The sequence below is a fragment of the Sphingobacterium sp. B16(2022) genome (genome assembly GCF_012030425.1).
Classification (GTDB): Bacteria; Bacteroidota; Bacteroidia; order Sphingobacteriales; family Sphingobacteriaceae; genus Sphingobacterium; species Sphingobacterium anhuiense.
In genome coordinates this window covers 294435-316221 of sequence record NZ_JAAUVN010000006.1, presented here as the reverse complement: position 1 = coordinate 316221, position 21787 = coordinate 294435, and the positions used below count along the sequence as shown (strand labels likewise).

Annotated in this window: 19 protein-coding genes and 4 tRNA genes; 7 read left to right on the top strand and 16 right to left on the bottom strand. The window is 37.9% G+C overall.

All coding sequences use genetic code 11. From position 1 onward, the window contains the following. Positions 1 to 131: 131 nt before the first annotated feature. Positions 132 to 1448, top strand: a complete 1317-nt coding sequence (gene ahcY / locus HCX49_RS23675; protein WP_168128318.1) for an adenosylhomocysteinase — start codon at positions 132 to 134, stop codon at positions 1446 to 1448. A 286-nt stretch (positions 1449 to 1734) separates the two neighbouring features. On the opposite strand, the gene HCX49_RS23670 is transcribed toward ahcY, so the two are convergent. The 4 genes from HCX49_RS23670 to upp form a co-directional block, all read right to left on the bottom strand. After that, positions 1735 to 2265: an AAA family ATPase gene (locus tag HCX49_RS23670; RefSeq protein WP_168128317.1), complete on the bottom strand. Its 531-nt coding sequence runs from the start codon at positions 2263 to 2265 to the stop codon at positions 1735 to 1737. 34 nt (positions 2266 to 2299) lie between these two features. Then, complete coding sequence (gene pnuC, locus HCX49_RS23665; protein ID WP_168128316.1) at positions 2300 to 2905, bottom strand: nicotinamide riboside transporter PnuC; 606 nt, start codon at positions 2903 to 2905, stop codon at positions 2300 to 2302. 153 nt (positions 2906 to 3058) lie between these two features. Further along, positions 3059 to 3532, bottom strand: a complete 474-nt coding sequence (locus tag HCX49_RS23660) for a ribonuclease H-like YkuK family protein (RefSeq protein WP_021190635.1) — start codon at positions 3530 to 3532, stop codon at positions 3059 to 3061. 118 nt (positions 3533 to 3650) lie between these two features. Next, positions 3651 to 4295: a uracil phosphoribosyltransferase gene (gene upp / locus HCX49_RS23655; RefSeq protein WP_021190634.1), complete on the bottom strand. Its 645-nt coding sequence runs from the start codon at positions 4293 to 4295 to the stop codon at positions 3651 to 3653. A 152-nt stretch (positions 4296 to 4447) separates the two neighbouring features. Between upp and uvrB the strand changes: the two genes are divergently transcribed. Further along, a complete protein-coding gene (uvrB, locus tag HCX49_RS23650) occupies positions 4448 to 6478 on the top strand; it encodes an excinuclease ABC subunit UvrB (RefSeq protein WP_132772531.1) in 2031 nt (676 codons plus the stop codon). Between the two features lie 22 nt (positions 6479 to 6500). Here uvrB and HCX49_RS23645 read toward each other — a convergent pair whose 3' ends face one another. Further along, positions 6501 to 6923 carry a hypothetical protein gene (locus HCX49_RS23645; RefSeq protein ID WP_168128315.1) on the bottom strand — a complete coding sequence of 141 codons (423 nt, stop codon included), beginning with the start codon at positions 6921 to 6923 and terminating at the stop codon, positions 6501 to 6503. 162 nt (positions 6924 to 7085) lie between these two features. Between HCX49_RS23645 and proB the strand changes: the two genes are divergently transcribed. Genes proB through HCX49_RS23630 form a run of 3 tightly spaced genes read left to right on the top strand, consistent with a single transcriptional unit; the run spans position 7086 to position 9769 of the window. Further along, a complete protein-coding gene (gene proB / locus HCX49_RS23640; protein WP_021192437.1) occupies positions 7086 to 8120 on the top strand; it encodes a glutamate 5-kinase in 1035 nt (344 codons plus the stop codon). Between the two features lies 1 nt (position 8121). Next, positions 8122 to 9369, top strand: a complete 1248-nt coding sequence (locus HCX49_RS23635; protein ID WP_168128314.1) for a glutamate-5-semialdehyde dehydrogenase — start codon at positions 8122 to 8124, stop codon at positions 9367 to 9369. Position 9370: 1 nt separating this feature from the next. After that, positions 9371 to 9769, top strand: coding sequence for a hypothetical protein (locus HCX49_RS23630; protein ID WP_168128313.1), 399 nt, complete (start codon positions 9371 to 9373; stop codon positions 9767 to 9769). 97 nt (positions 9770 to 9866) lie between these two features. Here HCX49_RS23630 and HCX49_RS23625 read toward each other — a convergent pair whose 3' ends face one another. Continuing rightward, positions 9867 to 11006, bottom strand: a complete 1140-nt coding sequence (locus tag HCX49_RS23625) for an acyl-CoA dehydrogenase (RefSeq protein WP_132843885.1) — start codon at positions 11004 to 11006, stop codon at positions 9867 to 9869. Positions 11007 to 11186: 180 nt separating this feature from the next. Here HCX49_RS23625 and HCX49_RS23620 point away from each other — a divergent pair, with 180 nt between their 5' ends. After that, entirely contained in the window at positions 11187 to 11822 is a 636-nt protein-coding gene (locus HCX49_RS23620) for a peroxiredoxin (RefSeq protein WP_132772521.1), read from the top strand. Between the two features lie 70 nt (positions 11823 to 11892). On the opposite strand, the gene HCX49_RS23615 is transcribed toward HCX49_RS23620, so the two are convergent. Next, a complete protein-coding gene (locus HCX49_RS23615) occupies positions 11893 to 13005 on the bottom strand; it encodes a S1C family serine protease (protein ID WP_232789350.1) in 1113 nt (370 codons plus the stop codon). Between the two features lie 26 nt (positions 13006 to 13031). Continuing rightward, complete coding sequence (locus tag HCX49_RS23610) at positions 13032 to 13601, bottom strand: RNA polymerase sigma factor (protein WP_132772517.1); 570 nt, start codon at positions 13599 to 13601, stop codon at positions 13032 to 13034. A 339-nt stretch (positions 13602 to 13940) separates the two neighbouring features. Between HCX49_RS23610 and HCX49_RS23605 the strand changes: the two genes are divergently transcribed. Beyond that, entirely contained in the window at positions 13941 to 17984 is a 4044-nt protein-coding gene (locus HCX49_RS23605; RefSeq protein ID WP_206368680.1) for a glycoside hydrolase family 2 TIM barrel-domain containing protein, read from the top strand. Between the two features lie 413 nt (positions 17985 to 18397). Here the strand turns inward: HCX49_RS23605 and HCX49_RS23600 are convergent. The 8 genes from HCX49_RS23600 to HCX49_RS23565 form a co-directional block, all read right to left on the bottom strand. Beyond that, positions 18398 to 18471: transfer RNA gene (locus tag HCX49_RS23600), tRNA-Asp, on the bottom strand. A 14-nt stretch (positions 18472 to 18485) separates the two neighbouring features. Next, positions 18486 to 18562: transfer RNA gene (locus HCX49_RS23595), tRNA-Asp, on the bottom strand. A 26-nt stretch (positions 18563 to 18588) separates the two neighbouring features. After that, a tRNA-Asp gene (locus HCX49_RS23590) sits at positions 18589 to 18665 on the bottom strand. A 48-nt stretch (positions 18666 to 18713) separates the two neighbouring features. Further along, a tRNA-Asp gene (locus tag HCX49_RS23585) sits at positions 18714 to 18790 on the bottom strand. Positions 18791 to 18863: 73 nt separating this feature from the next. Beyond that, a complete protein-coding gene (gene prfA / locus HCX49_RS23580) occupies positions 18864 to 19937 on the bottom strand; it encodes a peptide chain release factor 1 (protein ID WP_132772513.1) in 1074 nt (357 codons plus the stop codon). A 92-nt stretch (positions 19938 to 20029) separates the two neighbouring features. Continuing rightward, positions 20030 to 20359, bottom strand: coding sequence for a DMT family transporter (locus HCX49_RS23575; RefSeq protein WP_021189301.1), 330 nt, complete (start codon positions 20357 to 20359; stop codon positions 20030 to 20032). A 61-nt stretch (positions 20360 to 20420) separates the two neighbouring features. Beyond that, a complete protein-coding gene (locus HCX49_RS23570) occupies positions 20421 to 20999 on the bottom strand; it encodes a Crp/Fnr family transcriptional regulator (protein WP_168128310.1) in 579 nt (192 codons plus the stop codon). Continuing rightward, on the bottom strand, positions 20987 to 21736 hold the full coding sequence (locus HCX49_RS23565; protein WP_132772509.1) for a UDP-2,3-diacylglucosamine diphosphatase: 750 nt from the start codon (positions 21734 to 21736) through the stop codon (positions 20987 to 20989). Before HCX49_RS23565 ends, HCX49_RS23570 begins: the two co-directional genes overlap by 13 nt. Positions 21737 to 21787 lie beyond the last annotated feature (51 nt).

Genomic DNA, 21787 nt, shown 5'->3' with positions numbered 1-21787 from the left:
GTTAGGAGCTAAGTCAAGACGTTAGTCTCAAAACAATGTCAGAATTTTACAGCTTTCAAATTCAACGTTTTGATTTAAAGGTATTGAATGGTATTTTTGCTAATAAATTTAAAACTTAAAAAGAATAATATATGTCATCAGTAGAAAGTACGTACGTACCATACAAAGTTAAGGAAATCACCCTTGCTGAATGGGGCCGTAAAGAAATAGAATTAGCGGAAGCTGAAATGCCGGGTTTAATGAGCCTTCGTGCTGAGTTTGGTGCCGCAAAACCTTTAAAAGGTGCGCGTATTGCGGGTTGTCTTCACATGACTATTCAGACAGCTGTTTTAATTGAAACTTTGGTTGAACTGGGTGCTGATGTGACTTGGTCATCTTGTAATATCTTTTCTACACAAGACCACGCCGCTGCTGCCATTGCCGCTGCTGGGATTCCCGTATATGCTTGGAAAGGTATGAACGAAGAAGAATTCAATTGGTGTATTGAGCAAACATTATTCTTTGGTGAAGAGCGTCAACCGTTGAATATGATCTTAGACGATGGTGGTGATTTAACAAATATGGTGTTTGATAAATATCCAGAATTGATCGCTGAAATCAAAGGTTTGTCTGAAGAAACAACTACTGGTGTTCACCGTTTATACGAACGTATGAAGAACGGGACATTACATTTACCAGCTATCAATGTTAATGATTCTGTTACAAAATCTAAATTTGATAATAAATATGGTTGCCGCGAATCTTTAGTGGATGCTATCCGTCGTGCAACAGATTTGATGTTGGCAGGTAAAGTTGCTGTTGTAGCGGGTTACGGTGATGTAGGAAAAGGTTCTGCAGAGTCTTTACGTTCTGCTGGTGTTCGTGTTATCGTTACTGAAATCGATCCTATCTGTGCTTTACAGGCAGCTATGGAAGGATTTGAAGTGAAAAAATTTGCTGATGCTGTTAAAGAAGCTAATATCGTTGTTACGACTACAGGTAATAAAGATATTGTTCGTCCTGAGCATTTCAAATCAATGAAAGACAAAACGGTTGTTTGTAATATCGGTCACTTTGATAATGAAATTGATGTTGCTTGGTTAAATGAAAACTATGGTAATACAAAAATTGAAATTAAACCTCAGGTTGATAAATATACGATTGACGGTGTTGATATCATTTTATTAGCAGAAGGTAGATTAGTGAATTTAGGCTGTGCTACGGGACATCCTTCATTCGTAATGTCAAATTCGTTCACAAACCAAACGTTAGCGCAATTGGAATTATGGACGAATACGGCTGCTTATGAGAATAAAGTGTACACACTTCCAAAATATTTGGATGAGAAAGTTGCTCGTTTACATTTAGCGCATATCGGTGTTGAACTGGATGTGTTGACTGAAGAGCAGGCTTCTTATATTGGTGTTACAGTTGACGGTCCGTTTAAAGCGGAAGCTTACCGTTACTAGTATTCACTTTGTTAAAAATAAGAAAGGCGATCTTGATTAGAGATCGCCTTTCTTATTTTTATCTCATTTCTTTTTGCCATTCCAAAGCTTTTGTGACATGAGGATGGATAACTATTGATTTTTGTAGCTCTTCTCTAGCCTATTGTAGGTTACAATACGATTTATTTTGCGGTGCTACCAAGATAAAATCTTTTTTATGATCAATATTACTTTTGACATTTCTATAACCGGAGTCTATGAATTATAAACGAGCTTCGATATCAGTTTAATACAAATGGCAAAAAAGTTATTTGCTTTTAATCGCCTTAAGTGCATTTTCAAAACGTTCAGCTCCTAATCCGGAAATAATGGCATATCGCGCATTGAGTTGATTTAATTCCTGTTTCCACACTTCCATAAAGTGTTCACGTTGCTCCGGGAAATCGCGTAATGGATCTTCCTCCCATGGTAGGTCGATATCCATGAGTAAGAAAAGGTCATATGGTCGTTGTTGTATTTCGTTTTTTACTTCCTGAGGTGTATCACCAAAGAGATGATCACACCAGATTTTGACAGTCAATATCGTTGTATCACATAGCAACATATTATTATAGGCTAAAGGTATTAAAGTGTCTTCAAGCGCGATTTGTCCATAATACATATTAACTTCATCTTGCAGGGTGTATTCATTATGCAAGTTTTTACAATATTCACGTGCAAATTCAGGAACGCAAACCGTGTTGAAATGTCTTGCTATAGCCTGAGCAATCGTTGATTTACCTGTTGATTCAGGTCCAACGACAGCTATCTTCATTAATTCTGGATTTGATGTACTCATTTGTGCGCATAAAGTTAGGCATCTTGTTTGGACATTATTGCATAAAAGTACGATAAGTGGACTTCCAGTCTCTATAGCCTCCCCAAGCAATCACGGCAAATACAAAATATAGAATCGCCGTTAGCAATAAACCTTTATGTAAGTAAAGTGGAATATAACAGATATCTACAAAAACCCACAGTAGCCAGTTTTGCAGTACTTTTCGTGTCATTAAAAATTGTGCAACAAAGCTTACGGCAGTGCAAAAACCATCTGCATATGGAACGTCTGAATCAGTCAGCTTTTGTAGAAAAGTGCCAAGCAAAGCAGTCAGGATTCCGATAGTAATTATCGTGAACAGCATTTCACGTTTTGTAAAGGAGACAATAGGCTTATCGTTTTCTCTGATTTTCTTTGACCAATAATACCAGCCATAAATGGCTGTAACTAAAAAATAGAGTTGTAATACGGCGTCCCCATATAATTTACTATGATAGAAAATATAGCCATAGGTCACCACACTGATTACGCTGATGGGCCAATTAAGGATATGTTGTTTAGCGGCGAGATAGACACATAAAAAACCGGTGATGGTACCGATCCATTCAAGCATGGTCGTCTGGGCAAATTGTTGTATAATCTGCTGTATAATTGCTGGCATAGCTCTCATGTCTTTAGAAGTAAAGATACGAATTTAGCAAAACCGTTCATTTGTCCAAAAGTAATTTTAGGACATCAACACTTTAAGATGAATTGCGAACTATTAGAGCTATCGTATCGAACGATCTTTAAGGTGCTCAGTCACTATTTTCATTTATTGTACTTGCTTGTTTGCACAAGTCGTACTGGCAAATGATTCTGGTTTTGCCTTGAACACAAAACCCATTCCCATAATGTAACCCATGGCTTCTTTTAATGCGACATTAGATTGAAAATTAGGGTTGGTATTAATGTCTGCATGGACTTCCAAATCGACTTGGTATTGCTCTAGGAGTGGACAAAGTGCATAAGCAACGTCGATGGATTTTTGAACTTCGAGGAGCATCCGTTCTTTAATGCCCATCAGGTGATTTCTTTTATCTTTATGTACGAACATAAATCCGCCTCGGTGTTCTCGGAGGAAAACAATAACGGTTGCAAAATCAATAGTTCCTCTTTTAATCTGTGAATCTGTCCCGATATAGACTTTGAGCTTATTGCCTAGATCTATTTCTTTTAAGATGTTGGTTTCAACAGCATCCCATATGGATGTCTTGATGCTTTCGCCATTGTATTTTTGCCAAGTCATATAAAGATAAGTTAGTTTGTGTATGTGCGTATTTCATTTTGTTGTTTAAATTTACTGATATATAATGTGTTAAGAGCGATGCTCTGTATTAAGTTTTTACTACTAAATTATTAAAAGACTAATGCTTATTTCCAAAAGCAAGGTCTCCCGCATCGCCTAAACCGGGTACAATGTACGCTTTGCTTGTCAGTTCATTATCTACTGCTCCGACCCATATTGTCGCTTTGGGTAAGAATGCCTGCACATGTCTAATACCTTCTTCGGAAGCGATGGCAATAACAATATGTAATTCTCTAATTGCATAATCATTTAAAAGATCCTTACAGCATAGTACTGCGCTTTTTCCGGTGGCTAGCATCGGATCGGCAACAATGACAATTTTGTTATCCAGATTTGGGGTGTTTACATATTCTTTATGGATTTCAAATTCACCACTTTTCTTGGTGTGACGATAGGCCGCAATAAATGCACTGTCCGAGTGATCGAAAACATTCAACAAACCTTGATGTAAGGGTAATCCTGCTCGCAGAATAGTTGCCAAAACGGGTTGATCAAGGAGCATCTGCGTATTTGCAACACCCAATGGAGTTTCTACATCTACAGGTGCATAAGTCAGTGTTTTACTGATTTCATAGGCAAATATTTCCCCAAGGCGTTCTAGATTGCGCCGGAAGCGCATGCGGTCTTTCTGAATGTTGACATCACGTAGTTCGGCAATGTATTGATTTGCGATGCTGTTCTGTGTGCTGAGGATATTGAGCATATCGTGTAGATTTTAGTGATTATACCAATTTACACAAATATTATTACTTATTGTTTGTTTAAACGGAAAAATAGTTGTGAATAGCAGACTCATTGAATAATATAAATGCCTCATTTATTTTGATTAAATTTGTATTACTTGAATAAGATTTTATGAAGTTCCAACTTACGTCTGAATATAAGCCTACTGGAGATCAACCTACTGCAATCAAAGAATTGGTGCAGGGTTTAAACGAAGGAGAACAATACCAAACCCTCTTAGGGGTGACTGGATCTGGAAAAACGTTTACAGTGGCGAATGTGATTCAGCAAACACAGAAACCGACTTTAATACTCAGCCATAATAAAACATTAGCAGCTCAGCTTTACGGAGAGTTTAAGCAGTTTTTTCCTGACAATGCTGTCAATTATTTTGTCTCTTACTACGACTACTATCAGCCGGAAGCTTTTATCGCGTCATCGAATACGTATATTGAGAAAGATTTAGCGATCAATGAAGAGATTGAGAAATTACGTCTTGCTACTACAACGGCACTGATGTCGGGAAGGCGTGATGTTATTGTTGTATCTTCTGTTTCCTGTATTTATGGTATGGGTAATCCTGAAGATTTCTCCAAGTCGATTTTTCGATTTGCTGTTGGGACAGTGATTTCCCGTAACGCATTTTTGCATCGCTTGGTTGAGATCTTGTATGCGCGTACGACGACTGAATTTAAGAGAGGTACTTTTCGTGTAAAGGGAGATACAGTAGATATTTTCCCAGCCTATTTGGATTTTGCCATTCGCGTATCATTTTTTGGTGATGAGATTGATGAGTTGAGTGAAATCGATCCGGTAACAGGAAAGACCTTAAGTAGAATGGAAGATCTAGCTCTTTTTCCTGCAACACTCTTTGTAACACCAAAGGAAAAGTTTACTTCAACGATCTGGGCAATTCAAGAAGAGATGGTGCAACGTAGAACACAGTTGGAAGAGGAAGGTAAGATGCTGGAAGCGAAACGTCTGGAAGAACGTGTTAATTACGATCTGGAGATGATGCGAGAGCTTGGCTATTGTTCCGGAATTGAAAATTATTCGCGGTTTTTTGATGGTCGTGAGCCTGGGATGCGTCCTTTCTGTTTACTGGATTATTTTCCCGAAGATTATTTACTTGTTATAGACGAAAGTCATGTAACGATTCCGCAATTACGGGCCATGTATGGTGGAGACCGTTCCAGAAAAATTGCTTTGGTAGAACATGGTTTTAGGTTACCGGCAGCGCTTGACAATAGGCCTTTGAATTTCCCTGAATTTGAATCTTTGACGAATCAGACGATTTATGTTTCTGCAACACCGGGAGATTACGAGTTACAGCAGACGGAAGGTGTTTTTGTTGAGCAAGTTATACGGCCGACAGGGTTGTTAGATCCGATTATTGAAGTTCATCCAGCGATTAATCAGGTGGATGATTTCCTTGAGGAAGCAGATAAGGCCATTAAAGCCGGTGGACGTGTGTTAGCGACAACGTTGACGAAGCGTATGGCAGAAGAGTTAACCAAATATATGACTAAGCTGCATATAAAAGTTAGGTATATTCACTCTGAGGTAAAGACATTGGAACGGGTCGAAATTTTAAGAGGATTGCGTCTTGGTGAATTTGATGTTCTGGTAGGGGTCAACTTATTGAGGGAAGGTCTTGATTTACCTGAAGTAACATTAGTCGCGATATTGGATGCTGATAAGGAAGGTTTTTTGCGTTCTCAGAGATCATTGATTCAGACAATCGGTCGTGCTGCGCGTAATGACAAAGGGCGTGTGATCATGTATGCAGATCGGATGACGGATAGTATGGCTGCTACTATTGATGAGACTACCCGCCGTCGTGAGAAACAAATGAAATATAACGAAGAACATCATATTACGCCTCGAACTGTCGGAAAAACTAAAGAGGAGATTATGGAGCAAACCTCGGTCGCTGATTTCAATGGACTGGAGCCAAAGATATATGTTGAGCCAGATCCTTCGGTAGCCATTGCCGCAGATCCGGTGTTACAATACCTAGGTGAGAAAGAGCTTAAAAAAGCGATCGATACAGTTCGTAAGAAAATGGAAAAGGCAGCCAAAGAAATGGACTTCTTAGAAGCCGCTAAACTTAGAGATGAGATGTTCTCCCTAGAGAAAATATTTGATGAACGATTTAAATAAAAAAAGGGCTTAAGCCCTTTTTTTATTCTTTTTTTTTATATAAAGTTTTGTCGCCTTTAATTAATGTCCAGCAATGCTGATCCTGAATTAACTTGTAATCCTGATTTTCATATTCATATTCTTTGACGTGTTTTAAGACAATGCTTTCTGGGCTTTCTTTTAGAAAAACCTCTGCGGCATGTTTCTTATCATCAATAATCAGAAATGCCGCTGTTTCATAGCTATCTGAATTATTAACGATATCCAATTGTATCTGTTCAAAAGGCCTAACACAGCTATCTTTTAAAGTTGACCAATTGTATCCTGCACTGGCGATACAGCCGTGCTTGTCTTTATCACCGCCCACTGTCGCTGTTTCTTTGGATTGGGCAGCCTCCTTGTTCTTTTGTTGGCATGAAACGAACAAAAGCGAAGCAACCATGATACTGTTAAGTAAACGATTCATATATGATGGTGTTTTGAATTGAGAGTATTCCTACACAAATTGTACCATATAAAATATACCTTTTTGGTAGATAATTTTTCATAAACCTTTCTTTTGTCAAAACGCTTCTTTATTTTTATAAGAATAAGTAATTACCTAAACAAAATAAACACAAAAAAATATATGAAAAAGCCAATTGTTGTTATCAAGTTTGGCTCAGCTTCTATTACGACAGCGGACGGGGAGGTAGATGAACGGATCGTATTGGAGATTGCAAGACAGGTTGCTCAAATACAACAGAAATATAATGTCGTTCTGGTTTCTTCAGGAGCAGTTGCGGCAGGAAAAAAGTTTTTGACACGGTATTCGGGGACTTTGTCAGAAAGAAAGGCTGCAGCAGCTATTGGTAATCCTTTGTTATTGCAAATTTATAGTACTTATTTTCGACCCTTTAAAATTGCTTTAGCTCAAAGTTTATGTGAGCGTCAGCATTTTGCAAATAGGAATCAATTTGTGCAATTGAAAAATACTTACGAAACTTTATGGAAAAATAACATTATTCCTATTGCCAATGAAAATGATGTGGTGAGTAATAAAGAATTGAAATTTTCTGATAATGATGAGTTGGCGACTTTGATTGCAGTTGGCTTTGGTGCTGAGCAAATTTTATTTACAACTTCGGTACCCGGAGTTATGGATTCGGAAGGAATAGTTATCCCCGAATTAAAAGTGATCGATAAGGCGGCACTTTCTTTAGCAAGAACAGATAAGTCTTCTGTCGGTCTTGGTGGTATGACGTCAAAATTAAATTTTGCACGGTTGGCTAATCAGATGGGGATACGGGCTGTTATTTTTAGCATGCAAACTGAAAATGCCTTGCTGAAAGCGATCGAAGGTCAAACGGGTACGATCTGCATGGCACAACCTAAAAAGGTTTCTTCCCGCAATAAATGGTTAGCAAGTGGAAGTTTAATTAAGGGTAAAGTAATTATTGATAGAGGTGCTGTAGAGGCACTTTTGCAACGAAAAAGTCTCTTACTTGTTGGTGTTAAAACCTGTGTTGAACAGTTTGAGGAAGGTGAAGTGTTCCATATTTTTGACGAAGATGATCAAATCATTGCTGTTGCTAAATCTAAGTGGGATATGGGCGATTTAATGAAGAATGTAAAACGTAAAGATATTATCTTAGCACATGCTGATGATATCGTATTGTTATAATATGGAAAATATCACAGAGCAATTAGAAGCAGCATTGGCTGCAACAAGGGATATAAATCAATTGGATTCAGATACAAAAGCACATATTTTAACTGATCTGGCAGAGATATTGCGAGCACGGGTTACTGCTATTCTATTTGAAAATGAAAAAGATCTGAAATTATTAGATGCAGATGATCCGAAAAGGGATCGGTTGGTTTTGAATGCCGAAAGGATAGAGGCTTTGGCAAAAAGTGTGTTGGATGTTGCTAAACTTCCTGATCCTTCCGGAAAGTTATTAAACCAGCAGGTTTTGGATAATGGTTTATTGTTGGAAAAGAAAGCAGTTCCTTTGGGGGTAGTCGCGGTTATATATGAGTCTAGACCGAATGTGACTATTGATGTGGCTGCATTATGTATTCGCTCGGGCAATGTTTGTCTGTTGCGGGGTGGCACGGATGCTTTTCATACAAATCAGATATTGGTTGAGATCATTCAAAAAGTTTTGATTCAGCATCATTTAAACCCAAATATTGTTCAATTACTGCCAACAGACCGGAAATTTGTACAAGAATTACTTACGGCAACAAAATTTGTGGATATTATTATCCCCCGAGGCTCGCAATCATTGATTGATTTTGTTCGTGCGCATGCTAAAGTTCCCGTTATTGAAACAGGTGCTGGGGTGTGTCATACCTATGTAGAGCAATCAGCAACAATCGATAAGGCTGTTGCTATTGTTGCTAACGCAAAAATATCCAGACCTTCTGTTTGCAATGCATTGGATACGATATTATTAGATGAAGAGATTGCTGATTCATTTTTAGATGGAATTATCGTTCCCTTTGAAAAGGAGCGGGTGGAAGTTTTTGCTGATGAACGGAGTTATGCTATTTTAGAGCGATTGGGATATCCTTATTTGCAACAAGCAAATGAAGTTGATTTTGGGCGTGAATTTTTAGATCTTAAATGTTCAATTAAAATATTAAACGGACTGGAACAGGCTTTGACGCACATTGCTACTTATTCCTCCCGTCATTCAGAATGTATTGTCTCCAATGATTCGGAAAAATTGGAACGATTTATGAATGCTGTGGATGCCGCTGCAGTGTATGCCAATGCCTCCACGCGATTTACAGATGGTGGAGAATTTGGTTTAGGAGCTGAGATCGGTATTTCTACACAAAAGCTTCACGCTAGAGGACCTTTTGCCTTAGAAAAATTAGTGACTGAAAAATGGTATGTAACGGGTAATGGACAAATAAGATAGTATGGGAATTAGATTTGAAAGTAATTCATTGTTGAATTGGACAAATGAAATGGGTAAGTTTTTGAGATTACTTGTCGATGAACAGCATGTTTTTGATGAGCCTTCATCCATTGTATTTGATAAAGCTTACGATGAGTTTTTTAAAAAAAGCCGTCAATTTTTCTTGACGGTAACTGATGAAGCTTTATTAAGCTACGCGAAAGAAGATCTGGAAGTGGAGCAGATAAGACCATTAGCATTGGTACTGATGCACGATGGTTTGAAAAGTAAGGACGTTCAAGAACAGCAAATCTTACTTCTAAGATCTAAGTTGTTATTAAATTATGTAATGAAAGAAACCTCTAGCTTTGCATTTGAAGATTATGGCTATTTAGCAACAATAGATGGTAAGCTTGTTTAATGGCAGATAAAATTTGATCACTTTTTAATCTGCTATCCTTAAAATAGAGGAAAATAAAAAGATTCACAGGGCATGATCGGTTGCCCTGTGAATCTTTTTATTTTAGTATCTCTCTAGCGATGACTAATCGCTGTATCTCAGAAGTTCCTTCATAAATCTGTGTGATCTTTGCGTCACGCATCAATCTTTCTACATGGTACTCTTTTACATAGCCATATCCACCATGGATCTGAACGGCTTCAATACTTGTTTTCATCGCAACTTCGGAAGCATGTAGTTTGGCCATTGCCGCTTCTTTGCTGTAGGGCAACCCTTGATCTTTTGTCCATGCTGCTTTATATGTCAATAGTCTTGCGGCTTCTATTTCAACTTCCATATCTGCGAGTTTAAATTGAATAGCCTGATGCTCTGCAATTGGTTTTCCAAAGGTTTTTCGCTCTTTTGCATAAGCAAGAGCGAATTCATAAGCACCTGCGGCGATACCTAATGCTTGGGCCGCAATACCAATTCTACCTCCATCTAATGTTTTCATGGCAAATTTGAATCCAAATCCATCTTCACCTATGCGGTTTTCTTTAGGGACTTTAACATCAGTAAATAAGAGTGAGTGGGTATCTGAGCTTCTGATGCCAAGTTTATTCTCTTTTGGTCCGATTGTAAAACCAGGCATCCCTTTTTCTACAATCAGTACATTTATGCCACGATGTGCTTTTTCGGGATGCGTCTGTGCAATGATGAGGCAAATATCGGCATTACCGCCATTTGTGATCCAGTTTTTAGTGCCATTTAAAAGGTAATGATCTCCTTGATCTATTGCTGTTGTGTGCTGAGATGTTGCATCTGAACCCGCTTCAGGTTCGGATAGGGCAAAAGCACCTAGCTTTTCTCCAGAAGCTAAAGGTCTTAAATACTTTTCTTTTTGCTCTTCGGTGCCGAAAGCTTCTAAGCCGTAGCATACGAGAGAATTATTAACAGACATGATCACTGCAGCTGATGCGTCGATTTTAGCAATTTCTTCCAAGACCAAGGTATAAGCTAATGCATCAAGCCCTGCACCTCCATACTTACTGTCGACCATCATGCCCATAAATCCTAATTCACCCATTTTCTTCACCTGGTCGTAAGGGAATAGTGCTTTCTCATCCCGTTCTATGACACCCGGTTTTAAATCCTGCTGCGCGAAATCTCGAGCAGCTTCCTGAATCATGCTATATTCTTCGTTTAATTCAAAATTCATAATGTGTACATTGGTAATGGTTTGTAAGTAAATATACTTATTTTATTATTATGCTTGCATAATAAAGTTTAATAATTTTTAACAGGTTTTTGTAAAAAACAAAGCTTAGATTTTGTTATGAATAAAAATCTACTATATTTGTAGAGTATATAGTGTATTACGAATTTAAAAAAGAAAGATATGAGTTTAAGATTAGGAGATGAAGCGCCAAATTTTAAAGCGCAGACGACAATAGGAGATATTGATTTCCATGAGTTTATTAAAGATAGCTGGGTTGTGTTTTTTTCGCACCCTTCTGATTATACACCTGTTTGTACAACTGAACTTGGACGGACAGCGAAATTAAAATCGGAGTTTGATAAAAGGGGTGTGAAAGCAATTGCGCTAAGTGTTGATCCTGTTCAAGATCATTTGGATTGGATACAGGATATCAACGAAACCCAGAATACGACTGTTAATTTTCCGATTATTGCTGACGAAGATCGTCATGTATCCGAATTGTATGATATGATTCACCCCAATGCTTCTGCAACGGTAACAGTACGTTCGGTATTTATTATAGGGCCAGATAAAAAAATTAAATTAACACTAACGTACCCTGCATCTACCGGTCGTAATTTTGATGAAATATTACGTGTTATTGATTCTTTACAGTTGACTGCCGATTATTCTGTAGCTACACCTGCGGACTGGAAACATGGAGAGGATGTGATTGTGGTTCCTGCTATCAAAACAGAGGACATCCCTGCAAAGTTCCCGAAAGGCTTTAAAGAAATCAAACCTTACTTAAGAACAACTCCACAGCCTAATTTATAATTAGGAGTATATTATTCATAAAAAAAGGCATCAATTTGAATTGATGCCTTTTTTTATGGGTCTTAAATGATTAATATACTTTCACCATGTATATATAATCTTGCATTCTTTTTATTTGCTCTGTTCTTGAAAGACCAGAGAGCATATTTTTCTTATTTAATTTTACTTGCCCTTGCAATGAATCGGCAGGTATTTCATCTAATGCTTTCAATATCGATTTTGTTTTGATTGCAAAACCGGCACCATCAATCCCTCTTTGTTTACCGGAGATAATACCGATAACATTTCCTTTGGTGTCCATTACTGGACCACCGCTGTTTCCTGGGTTAACAGGGATTGAAATTTGATAAGCGATTGTATCACCGGCATATCCTGTCGATGAACTCAAATATCCTTGCCCGTACACGGCCTCATCCCGTGGGAAACCTATCGTATAAATATCTTCCCCTAAATCTGATGCTGCGGTTTTAAAGGTGTATGGTAAAGTTTTGCCTCTTTTAAAGTTAGCATCTTCAATTAGTAGTATCGCTAAATCATTGCTGGCGTCCGAATGGATTACCTGTGCTTTGTATGATTCCCCTTTATTATTTTGCAGGTATATTGAATCTGCACCGCTTACAACATGGTAGTTGGTCACGACATAACCATTATTTGAAACCATAAACCCTGTAGCTCCATATTGACTGACAGAAGATTCACTTGCTTTGGTTGACTTATTATTAATACTTTTCAGCGCAGCATTATGTTCATTGACATCTTTCTTCACATTATTCATGTCACGCTTCAATGCACTGTAATCTGTATTTGCTTTATCAATATTCTTATAATATCCTGAAATCCATAATGTGGAAAATACCGCAACTACGGCTACCGAAGCAGCTACTAATGAACTTGCTTTCAATTTTTCCCATAAAGAGATTACTTTTGTTTGCTTCATCGGAAGCACTTTCGCCTGCTGATGCGACTGGTGATAACTTTTAGCGGACTGTGCGAGTTGCTGTTTAAAATCAATACGTGACTGTGTATCTTTAAGATTGTCAAGAAATTGACGGTGTTGCGTTAGCTGTGCCGAGAAAGAAGGGTTTTCTGCACAGAAAGATTCGAAAGAAGCACGCTCTTCTTTTATCATTTCATCCCTGAGATAGCGATCTGCTAATTCAAAAAACTCTTGTTGGCTCATCATACTCATTGTTTGTTATACTAATTTTTTTACTGCATGAAAAATAGTTTTTTCAATCTTTGCAGGCATTTGTATTTTTGAGTTTTGGCATTGTCAGTATTGGTATATCCAAACTTCTCGCAGATCTCCTGCATGGAATGGTTCTGGATATAGAAATCGTGGAGAATGGTTTTACAAGGTTCTCCTAAAAGAGACATTGCGTGTTCCATTTGGTCAAATTTTTTGTCAAGCTCCTGATGTCGCTCGATATCATCGTTATCCGGTAACGAATCTTCATAACCTCGGATATCTACTGATCCAAAACCTGCACGATTTAACTGCTTAAGCCAAAGTCTTCGGCAAATCGAATATAGATAGGTTTTAAGTTTACTGCTTAATTCAAAATTACCTTTAGAAACCTTGTCATAAAGAACAATCACGGCCTCTTGGAAGATATCTTTTGCCTCATCTTCGCTTCCGTTATTTTGAGAAATCATATGGGCAATAGATGGATAGTATAATTCATATATTGCATCCAATGCAATACTACTACCCGATTTAATACCGGCTATGATTTGCTCATCATTCTCGAGCTTATTTGATTTACTGATCTTACTCACCTATTAATACCTTAATATAACTAATAGTAACCCAACGAGTTTAATATTTGTGTTGTTTGGTAGAAAAACCCATTCTACGTAGGGCCAAACCTACTCTTTTTTTTTGATAAGCGTAAATTTTTTAAACGAAAAAAATAGCGGTTTCGTGTGCATCAAGTTTATTTTTGATTTTGGGCACTCAGCCGTTTATGAAGCTTTCCTAATTAACTTTTTGAACAGAATGGAACTTATCCATCTTTATATATATAAATTTTACGCAATCGAATGATTAATTGTAGCTACTTGTATTTCATTATATTGCTTATATTTTTGTGGACAACCTCTATTTAATAAATGAATATGATCAAATCATTATCTATGCGAATAAGCTGTGTCATGGCAGTTTTATTAGCATCGGCCTTTCAGGTGAACGCACAAATCGGAGATCCGATTGCGGGCTTTCGTTATGGGGTCGAAACGATTCCAACAGGTAAAGAGTGGGAGTCTCCCCAAGACCTCGCGCTCAATAAGGAGCAACCCTATGCTTATTTTTTCTCTTTTAAAGATGCTGATAAGGCTCGTAAAGTATTACCGGAAAATAGTGAGTATTGGAAGTCTTTAAACGGTACCTGGAAATTTAATTGGGTAAAAACTCCTGATGAAAGACCGAAGAATTTTTTTGATCCTCAAGCAGATGTAACAGCTTGGGATAATGTTGGTGTTCCAATGAGCTGGAATATAGCGGGCATTCAAAAAGATGGCACTTTAAAATATGGTGTACCGATCTATGTTAACCAACCTGTTATTTTTCAACATCAGGTAAAAGTGGATGACTGGCGCGGAGGTGTTATGCGTACTCCTCCGAAGCATTGGACAACGTATATCTATAGAAATGAAGTCGGATCTTATAGACGCTCATTTGAGGTGCCAACCAATTGGGACGGCCGTGATATCTATATTAATTTTGATGGAGTAGATTCATTTTTTTATCTATGGATCAATGGGAAGTACATCGGTTTTTCAAAAAACTCACGTAATGTAGCTTCTTTTAATATCACTGATTATTTGAATAAGAAAGGTGAAAATGTTGTCGCCGTAGAAGTGTACAGGAATTCAGATGCTTCTTTTATTGAGGCTCAGGATATGTTCCGTCTTCCGGGGATATTTAGAACTGTCGCTTTAACAGCAAAGCCGAAGGTTCAGATTCGTGATGTTGTCGCCATTCCATATCTGGATGAAAAGTATCAAAATGGAACTTTAAGTATTAAAGCTGAAATCTTAAATAAAGATAAAAAAGTTGCTAAAGGTCATCAGATTAAATATAGTCTTTATGCGAATGAACTTTATAGCGATGTTAATACAGCTGTAAAATCTATTTTGGTATCGAGTGATGTGGTAGATGTTAATCCGAATACCTCATCTATCGTGAAAGCTTCTCTTCAAGTTGAAAACCCCAATAAATGGTCAGCAGAGCGCCCATACCGGTACACACTTGTTGCTGAATTAAAAGATAGTAAAAACCGTACAATAGAAACATCTTCTCTTTACGTTGGTTTCCGTAAAGTGGAAATTAAAGATACAAAGGCTTCTGATGATGAGTTTGGTTTGGCAGGACGTTATTTCTTTGTAAATGGCAAAACTGTAAAATTGAAAGGGGTAAATCGCCATGAATCAAATCCTGAGAAAGGAAAAGTGGTGACACATGAGCAGATGGAGCAAGAAATTATCTTGATGAAGAAAGCGAATATCAATCATGTTCGTAATTCACATTATCCAGATGATCCATATTGGTATTACTTATGTGATAAATACGGAATCTATTTAGAAGATGAGGCTAATATTGAAAGTCATGAATATTACTATGGCGATGCTTCTCTTTCACACCCTCCGGAATGGAAGAATGCACACGTAGCACGTAACTTGGAGATGGTTCATGCAAATGTAAATCATCCTTCTATTGTTCTCTGGTCATTGGGTAATGAGGCCGGCCCTGGAAACAACTTTGTAGCGGCATATGATGCGATTAAAAAATTTGATACATCACGTCCTGTTCAGTACGAGCGTAATAATAATATCGTTGATATGGGGTCGAACCAATACCCTTCGATCGAATGGGTTCGTCAAGCTGTAAAAGGGCAGTTTAAGATGAAATACCCGTTCCATATTTCCGAATATGCACACTCTATGGGGAATGCATCAGGTAACCTGATTGATTATTGGGAAGCAATTGAATCGACAAATTTCTTTATGGGCGGAGCTACTTGGGATTGGATCGATCAGGCCATGTATTATTATGATAAACAGTCTGGTGAAAAGTTCTTTGCTTATGGAGGTGATTTTGGTGATAAACCTAATGATGGAACATTTGTCAATAATGGTTTGATTTTCGCAGATATGAAGCCAAAGCCACAATATTATGAGGTAAAGAAAGTTTACCAGAATGTGGGCGTTAAGGCTGTTGATATTGCACAGGGTAAAATAGAAATCTTTAATAAGAACTATTTTGTTTCTTTAGTAGATTACGATATCGTTTGGTCTTTATATGAAAATGGTGTGGAGATACAGAAGCCTGTCTCAGTAGTAAAGGGTGAAACAGTTGGAGCACGTGAGAAGAAAGTGGTTACATTACCTTTGGACTTTCAAAAATTAAATAAACAATCGGAATACTTTGTTAAAATACAGTTCTTATTAGCTAAAGATCAATTATGGGCAGCTAAAGGATATTTACAGATGGAGGAACAGTTGTTTGTTAAAGCTGCAAGTGAAAAACCTACTATAGCTGCTGTTCAGACAAATGCTAAACTAAGCATCGTTGATGAACAAAAGTTAAAAGTAATTAAAGGTTCAGATTTCATTATTAAGTTTGATACGGAAAATGGTAGTATTTATAGCCTAAACTATGCTGGAAAACAGGTTATTCGTGACGGTGAGGGACCTAAATTAGATGCTTTCCGTGCACCAGTAGATAATGATAACTGGGCTTATCAGCAATGGTTTCAAAAGGGCTTACATAATCTGAAGCATAAAGCATTATCCAGCTCGATCTACAAGAGACAAGATGGAGCAATCATATTATCATTTATGGTCGAATCGCAAGCGCCTAATGCAGCGACTATTCATGGTGGTACTTCTGGAACATATACGATTGAAGAACATAAAGACAAACCTTTTGGCGCTAATGACTTCAAGTTTACAACAAATCAGGTCTGGACAGTATATCAAGATGGTTCGCTCGAATTAGCCGCTAATGTAACATCCAATGATGAAACGTTAGCTTTAGCCCGATTAGGTTATGGTTTGCAGCTACCAGAACAATATAGCAACTATACGTATTACGGAAGAGGACCGATCAATAACTATGCAGACCGTAAAACTGCACAGAATATAGAGTTACATACGAGTACGGTTAAAGACCAATTTGTTCCATGGCCCAATCCTCAAAGTATGAGTAATAATGAAGAGGTGCGTTGGACAGCTTTAACGGATGAGTCGGGGTCTGGTGTGGTCTTTATTGCCAAAGATCATATGTCGACATCTGCATTACCGTGGAGCGAGATGGAAGTTACCTTAGCAAGTCATCCCTATAAATTACCAAAAAGCTCAGGTACACATTTACATGTGGATGCGGCAGTTACCGGTTTGGGTGGAAATAGCTGTGGGCAAGGACCTCCATTGGAACAAGATCGTGTGAAAGCAAAATCAACTTCGTTTGGCTTTATTATCCGTCCTGTTGCTAATCAGGATTATCGTCAGAAGTCTCAGGTATCTCTAGCGGGTGATGTGCCGATCTCGGTGTCAAGAAGCCGTAACGGTGACTTGCATATCGCAAGTGAGCAGGTAGGTGCGGAACTATATTATACCATTGGTAAAGGAAAACCACAAATATACAAAGCTCCTGTTAACTTACGTGAAGGTGGTATTGTGACAGCATGGGCAAAGGGCAATGAGAAATTGAAAGCTTCCTTCCAATTTCCTAAAATAGAAAGTATCCCGATGCAAGTTGTATTTGCTTCGAGTGAAGAAACAGGGGAAGGTGAAGCTTCTAATTTATTAGATGGTGATCCAAGTACAATTTGGCATTCGATGTATTCTGTTACTGTGGCACAATATCCGCATTGGGTAGATTTTGATGCGAATGCAATTAAAACCATTAAAGCTTTTACCTATACCCCACGTCAAGGTGGTGGTAATGGTACCATTAAAGGCTATAAATTGCAAGTGAGTACAGATGGTAAGAATTGGAGCGAGCCAGTTGCTGAAAGTAATTTCGAAAATAACGGAAAACCGAAGACCGTAACTTTGGCTAAGCCAGTAAAAGGTCGTTTTATTCGTTTTACAGCATTAAGTTCGCAAAATGGACAAGACTTTGCTGCAGCGGCGGAATTCTCTGTGAGCGCAGAATAATAGCTTTATAATAAAACAAAAGAGAAGCCTTCTTATGCCTTGCATATTAAGGCTTCTTTTTTTGTCTGTATCTATATATTGATAGGAATTTTAGATTGTACATTTAATTTAGACAGTTAGCCAATGATAAGCTTGTCTTGCGCTATTATGAGTCAAAAATGATATTTAGGGACGAGTTACCACAATAATCTGCTAGATCTATCTCTGAGTTTGAAAAATAGATTAAAAACGTTAAAATAATAGGGTATTTAGATGTTCAAGATGTTGAACATGTTTTACGTTATGCATATTTCGTATAGCTATACTAAAAGCTATCTATAGAAAATGTAATAAAAAAGAACAGGTGAATTAGGGAGAAGTCCTATATAAACAAAAAAAGCTTTCAATTTGCATTGAAAGCTTTTTTATTCCAGCGGTCCGGACGGGACTCGAACCCGCGACCCCATGCGTGACAGGCATGTATTCTAACCAGCTGAACTACCGGACCGTTTTTACTTTTTTTGGCGGTCTGGACGGGACTCGAACCCGCGACCCCATGCGTGACAGGCATGTATTCTAACCAGCTGAACTACCAGACCGAAAAATGTAAAATGTTATTTAAAATTGGCGGTCCGGACGGGACTCGAACCCGCGACCCCATGCGTGACAGGCATGTATTCTAACCAGCTGAACTACCGGACCAAATTTTAAATGTTGTTAAAGAACTATTCGAGATTACTCTCTTATTTCTGGCGGTCTGGACGGGACTCGAACCCGCGACCCCATGCGTGACAGGCATGTATTCTAACCAGCTGAACTACCAGACCGTTTACCTTCTCTCTTGAAGGTGTGCAAATATAGCGTTTATTTCTTTATTTGCTAATATTATTTTTAAAAAAACTAGTCTACGGCTCCGTCTTTCATCTTTTCTGCATTCTCAGCGAACTGTAATGCATCGATAATCGGCTGAATATCACCGTCCAAAATAGCTGGTAAATTGTATGTTGTCATTCCAATACGGTGCTCTGTAAATCTTCCCTGAGGGTAGTTATAAGTACGAATTTTTGCAGAACGGTCACCGGTTGAGACTAAAGTTTTTCTTTTTGCAGCAATATCGCCGTTCTTTTTGTTCAATTCGATCTCGTAAAGTTTAGTACGGAGCATTTCCATTGCCAATTCACGGTTCGCTAATTGAGAACGTTCTACTTGACATACCACTACAATACCCGAAGGTTTGTGAGTCAACTGTACTTTTGTTTCTACCTTATTGACGTTCTGACCACCGGCACCGCCTGAACGTGACGTATGCATCTCAACATCTCCTGGGTTGATGTCAACATCCACCTCTTCAGCTTCTGGAAGAACAGCAACAGATGCCGCAGAAGTATGGACACGACCTTGAGTTTCTGTATCAGGCACACGTTGTACACGGTGTACACCCGATTCATATTTCAATTGCCCGTAAGTATCTTCACCCATTACTTTTAAGATTACCTCTTTATAGCCACCAGAAGTTCCTTCCGTCACATCCATAACCTCAACTTTCCAGCCTTTGGTTTCAAAGAAACGGGTATACATACGGTATAAATCACCGGCAAATAATGCTGCTTCATCACCACCAGTACCACCACGAATCTCTAAAATTGCATTTTTGTCATCTTCCGGATCTTTCGGAATCAGCATCATGCGGATTTCATCTTCCTTCTCTTCTTTTGCAACTAATAATTCATCAAGCTCTTCTTTCGCCATATCGCGAAGTTCTTGATCTTTCTCATTGCTGATAATATCTTTATTGGTATCGATATTGCTTACCATATTTCTGTAAATATGGTACTGATCTACGATTTTGCCCAAATCTTTGTACTCTTTATTTAATTTGGCAAAACGCTTCATATCTTTGATGGTCTCTGGATTGCTTAATTCAGCCTCCACTTCTTCCCATCTTTCTTTTATCGCCTGTAATTTTTCTAACATAATTCACATTATTCAAACTCTACGACATGCGCAAGAGCTTTTAAGCTTACAAAAGTAAAGAAATTTTGTCGATTTAATAATAGTTCTATCGCTTAATGTGAAGAAACTGCCTTCAAGCCTACAATAGATGCGATAAGAGTGAAAATGAAGAATATGCGCCAAAAATCTGCAGGTTCTTTAAAGAAGAAGATTCCGATCAAAACTGTTCCTACGGCACCAATTCCTGTCCAAACTGCATACGCCGTACCGAGCGGTAATGTTTGCGTTGCTTTGATTAGTAAACCCATGCTTAAAAACAGGGAAAGGACAAATCCGAAATACCAAAGATACATGGCAGAACCTTCGCTTTGTTTTGCCTTTCCTAAGCAGGTGGTAAACCCAATTTCAAATAACCCACCTAAAATTAATAATATCCAATTCATAGCCTTTTTTTTGCAAAGATGGATACAATTAGCGTAATTATTTTTTACTAATGTTAAAAAATTACCGAATGTTGGCGCGGATACGGCTTAGGGTGACTTGGGAAATTCCTAAATAGGAGGCAATGTAACCTAATTTGATACGGTTGATATAAGTGGGGTATTTATCGAGCAGATCCATATATCTACTTTGTGCAGTATTGAAAAGTTTGGACATCGCTCTCTGTTCAATTTTAATAAACTCGTACTCCGCAATTTTTCTACCTAAGTTAGCAATGCGAATATTTTCTTCATACAACCTGAAAAGGGCGGGAGAGTTTATTTTAAATAAAGTAGCATCTTCTACAATAGCAATGTTTTCATATCCAGGCTCATTTCGGGCGTAGGTATTGACCGACATCAGCATACAGCCTGCATCATTAAAATCAAGTGTGATTTCTCTATTAGGAACTTCATAATAGACGCGTGCTAATCCTGATGATAGTATGTAGATATCATGTTGCAGTTTGTCCTGTTGTATAATGATGGTATTCCGAGGGATGTGGACTTCGGTCGTAATAGCTTCTATAGCCTCAATGTCCTCTGCTTCTAATGGGTAGTAACTCAAAAGGCAATCGCGTAAACTTTTTTTTATTTCGACCATTTTTCAAGTTTTAGTTTATGACCATCCCAGACTGCATAGGTCTGGTAATTCATCCATTCACCTAAGTTTATCACTCGGCTCTGATCCGAAAGTTTGATGTCATAAGGTAAATGACGATGTCCGAAAATGTAAAAATCATGGTGCTGCTTGGCTTCCATTTCTTTTGCATAACCAATGAGCCATTCCTGATCTTCACCTAAAAAATGCTCATCTTCATTATTAGCAAGTCGACTATGTTTTGACCAGCGTGTGGCAATGCCGATTCCTAAATTTGGGTGCAATCTTGCAAATAGCCATTGACAGGTCTTGCTTCGGAAGAATTTTTTTAAGATTTTATATTTACGATCTCCCGCACCTAAGCCATCACCATGATGGAGATAAAAAGATTTTTGATCTCGGTTTATGAGTAGTTCGTCATCGACAATAGTTGCTTGCAGTTCGTTTTTAAAATAATCGAACATCCACATGTCATGATTTCCTTTAAAGATGGTTAATTTGACTCCCTTATCCACCAATTCTGCCAGTTTTCCTAGAAAACGAATATATCCTTTTGGTACAACAGTACTGTATTCAAACCAAAAGTCAAAAATATCACCTACTAAATATAATTCAGCAACATCATCTTTAATATGATCAAGCCAAGATATAATAAGACGTTCTCTTTCTTTGGATTTACTTTGTGGATAAGATCCCAAATGAAAATCCGAAGCGAAATAGATATTTTTTCCTGTTGACATGTGGTCAAAACTACCTAAATCACTTCGGATTTCAAACTTCGATAAATTTGT